Consider the following 3,630-nt stretch of genomic DNA (forward strand, 5'->3'; position numbering starts at 1 on the left):
GATCGTAGACGGTCTTCTCCAGGCGGGCCACCTGCACGGCGAGATCGTCAACTGTGGGTGACGGGGCGGTCATCGATCGACTCCGATGCGGTGTGGTGGCCGCCGGCCCGGGCGGTGAGCTCGGCGGTGGCCTCCGCGACCGCCGCGGCGATCTCGGCGTGGTGGGGGCCGGTGTACCAGGGGCGTAGCGCGAGCACTGCGGCGCGGGCGCCGGTGGCCAGCAGCAGCGCCCACCCCTTGGGGATCGCCCGGATGTCTCCGGGTTCGAGGATGCGTTGTCGGCGGGCGGACACCGACAGGCTCGCACCCTGGCGGCTGCGGGTGACCGACTCGGTGTCCACCTCGTGCTCGCCCACCAGCCGGGAGACGTCTTCGGCCAGGCGGGCGTCGTCGATACCTGCCCCAAGGATCTTGATTGTGCTGGCGGACCACAGCGCGTCCATGCCGGGCTCCCCCCATACCCGCACGCCTTGGCGGTAGCTCTGCAGGATGGTCAGCGGGACGACCCCGCGGGAGCCGAGGTGGGAGTACAGATCCGGTAGGTCCTGGATCTTGCAGACGTTCGCGGCCTCGTCCAGGACCGTGACCATCGGTGGGTCGAGCCGGCCGCCGCGAGATTCGGCGCGGCGTACCGCTGCGCGCAGCACCTGGTCGGTCAGCGCGGCCACCAGCGGGCTGGCTGCGCCTTCGTCGTCTTTGGACAGCAGATAGAGGGTGTCGTTGCTGGCTGCGAACGCGGCCATGTCCAGTTCGACGGTGGCCGCACCGGGGATGACCCAGCGTTGGATTCGTGCGTTGCGCAGGCACTTCGCCGCCGTCCTGGCGGTTTCGTAGACGCCTTCACGGGTTTCAGGGGCGCCTCTTTGCCGGCCGCGCAGCCCGGCGGCGACCGTGGGGAAGCCGCCGGCTGCGAGCAGCTCGGCGGGTAGCGGGGAGCCGGAGTCGTTGAGCCACTCGTAGACGTCGGTGAGGGTGCGTTTCGAGACGGCGGCGGCCAGCAGCAGGCTGGCAAGCAGGTCACCGGCGGCGGCGGACCAGAAGTCGCGGTTCTTGTCCCGGATCTCCTGGAGGAAATGCCCGGCGAGCCGGTCTGCGTCCTCGACGCCGGCGACGGCGGCCAGCGGATTCCACCACCAGGTCTGCTCGGCGTAGGCGACCTGTTGGGGATCGAACACCCACACCCGGCTGTGGGCGGCGCGCAGGGAGGCGGTGGCCGCCCACAGGTCGGCTTTGTTGCTGGTCGCGACCGCCGCGCCGGGGGCATCGAGGATCATCGGCACGGCCAGGCCGGTGGTCTTGCCGGCCCGCGGCGCCATCACGGCCAGGGCGACGTCCTCCCAGGTGCCGCGCAGCGGCGGGCCGGTGGGCACGAGATCGCCCAGCGGCCAGCCGGTCTGCGTCGGGGATAGTCGGCGGCGGTCGAGCGCAGCGAGCGACGGGCACAGCTTACGGGCCCGCTTGGCCACCCCGGCCGGGGTCAACGCGGCCAGGTCGTCCGGGCCGGCCAGCGACGGCAACGCGAGCCGCCAGCGGGTTTCGCGGTGGCGGCGGAACGTCCAACGCCGCCAGCGGCGCGTGACGAGCACGACCAGGACCCCAACGGCCGACATCCACAGCAGCCCGCTGGCGATCAGCCAGCCGGTGGCCACCCCGGGCCAGGCCAGGTCAGCGCGGCCGCGCAGCAGGTAGCCGGCCATGTCGGGCAGGGGGGCGACCTGGCCGCCGCCGACGGCAGCGGCCAGCCGGGCGGTCAGCCATACCAGCCCGAACACGACGGTGGAGATCCACAACGGGCCGACTAACACCCAGGGGGCAGCCTCATACCGGCCGGCGCCCGGGCGGCTCACCGGAGGTCCCGGCGGATTGCCTGGTCGGAGTCGTACAGCGTTACCTCGTCGGGGGTAAGCGTCATCTGCACCGGGATCCCCAGCCTCCCCCCAGTTTTGATCATGTATTTACCGCGGCCGGGGTGCAGGTGACGCGACTGCCAGGAGTCCGGTGCCGACCAGCTCGTGACCATCTCTCCCTCGGCGTCGGTCAGCGGGGTGATCTCCTGTACCCGGGTCAGTTCCCGCGGCGGGAGCCCGGCCAGCACCGTGATCGCGGCCCTGTCGATAAACCCGCGTGCTTTGGCCCGGTCCTCCTCGGTGACCAGCGCGTCGAGGTCGGCCAGCGAGTGGGTGACCATGAGGCTGGCCATGCCGCGGGCCCGGTTGAGCCGGGTGAGCGTGTCGGCGTGCTCGACCAGACCGGGGGCGCCGCGCAGCGCCCGCCACAGCTCGTCCATGACCGCGACGAAATGCCGCCGGGGGGCCAGGCCGACGTCGGCGAGCGCGGCGGCGCCGTCGACCGCGCCGTGTCCGTAGGCCCAGGTGCACAGCAGCGCGGCGGCTAGCAGGGTGTCCCCGGCCGCGCCCACCCGGGAGATGTCCACCGAGACTGCCGGGGCATCTAGGTCGATCGGCCGGCTGGTGGGCCCGTCGAACACCCCCGCCAGCGATCCTTCACACAGCAGGGCCAGGGATGCGACCAGGCCGGCGACCCTCTCGGCGTAGCTGGCCAGATCGCCGGCACGGGCCGCGGCGCGTAACTGGTCGGGACCCTCGTCCAGGACACGCAGCACATCCGGCACGGTCGGGGGCACCTTCAAACGTTCGTCGAGCAGGTCGATCGCCCGGCCGAGGATGACCTCCTCGATGTTGAGGATCCGGCCGCCCCGCACCAGGCGGATCAGCGCCAACAGCAGCGCGAGGCGGCGGCCGCGGACCTCCCACCGCAGCGCCGCGGCATCGGCGGGATCCATCCGGGTCAGCGCCTGTCCCAGAGGACCGGCGTCCAGCGGGTTGATCCGGTCCATACCGCGGCCCACCCGGATGATCTGACCGCCCAGCGCGTCGATGTGGCGGACGTAGTCCGGTTTGGTGTCCCCCAGGATCAGCGCGCGCACGCCGGTGGCGACCATCCCGGTGATCAGCCGGTGGGTCAACGCGCTCTTGCCGACCCCGGGCTGGCCGAGGATGAACATCCCCGGGTTGGTGACCAGACCGGCGCGCAGCCAGGCCAGCGGGTCCAGGCAGACGGTTTCCCCCCACAGCATGTGCCGGCCGACGGGCACCCCGGCGATCGGGGAGCCGGAGCCGGCGACGAACGGGAACAGCCCAACGGCCTGCACCGTGGTCGCCTGATATTCCGGTGCGACGACGACATGCCCGGCCCGACCGGCGCCGGGTGTCTTCCATCCCCAGGCCGGGGCAAGCGGTTCGGCAGCGGCCGCGGGCGTCGTCTCCCCCGGCGGGATCACCGCCGGGGCATGCGCCAGCAGCGGCGCCCGGGTCGGTGGGGCCGGGCTGCGGCGTGCCGGTAGTAGCCGGGGCATCAGTGCGGCCACCGGGTGGCGAGCGCCGGCGGGCAGATCCCGCACGGCAGCGTGACGGCGAACCCGGCCGCCTGCGCCCCGTACATCCGCCGCAGCCGGATCTTGGCGGTGTCGGCGCGGGCCTCCAGGTCCGCGACGGCCTTCGGGAGATCCTCGGGCCGGCTGCTGTCGACGGTAACCGTGGCGTACAGCGACATGAGCACCACGCCGGCGCCCTGGGCTTCTTCCCGGGCGGCCCGGGCCGCCGCGGCGGC

At 72.9% G+C, this 3,630-nt stretch carries 3 protein-coding genes; all 3 read right to left on the reverse strand.

What is annotated here, in order from left to right; translation table 11 throughout:
* Nucleotides 1-47: 47 nt before the first annotated feature.
* Nucleotides 48-1,805 (reverse strand): type IV secretory system conjugative DNA transfer family protein, encoded by a 1,758-nt coding sequence (locus AC08ON_RS10880; RefSeq protein ID WP_476607468.1) that lies wholly within the window; start codon nucleotides 1,803-1,805, stop codon nucleotides 48-50.
* A gap of 38 nt (nucleotides 1,806-1,843) precedes the next feature.
* A complete protein-coding gene (locus tag AC08ON_RS10885) occupies nucleotides 1,844-3,376 on the reverse strand; it encodes a hypothetical protein (protein WP_476616896.1) in 1,533 nt (510 codons plus the stop codon).
* Nucleotides 3,376-3,630: SCO6880 family protein (locus tag AC08ON_RS10890; RefSeq protein ID WP_476616897.1), on the reverse strand; the 255-nt coding region annotated here is incomplete at its 5' end. The genes AC08ON_RS10890 and AC08ON_RS10885, both read right to left, overlap by 1 nt.

The sequence above is a fragment of the Frankia sp. CoWAU3 genome, from assembly GCF_977971855.1.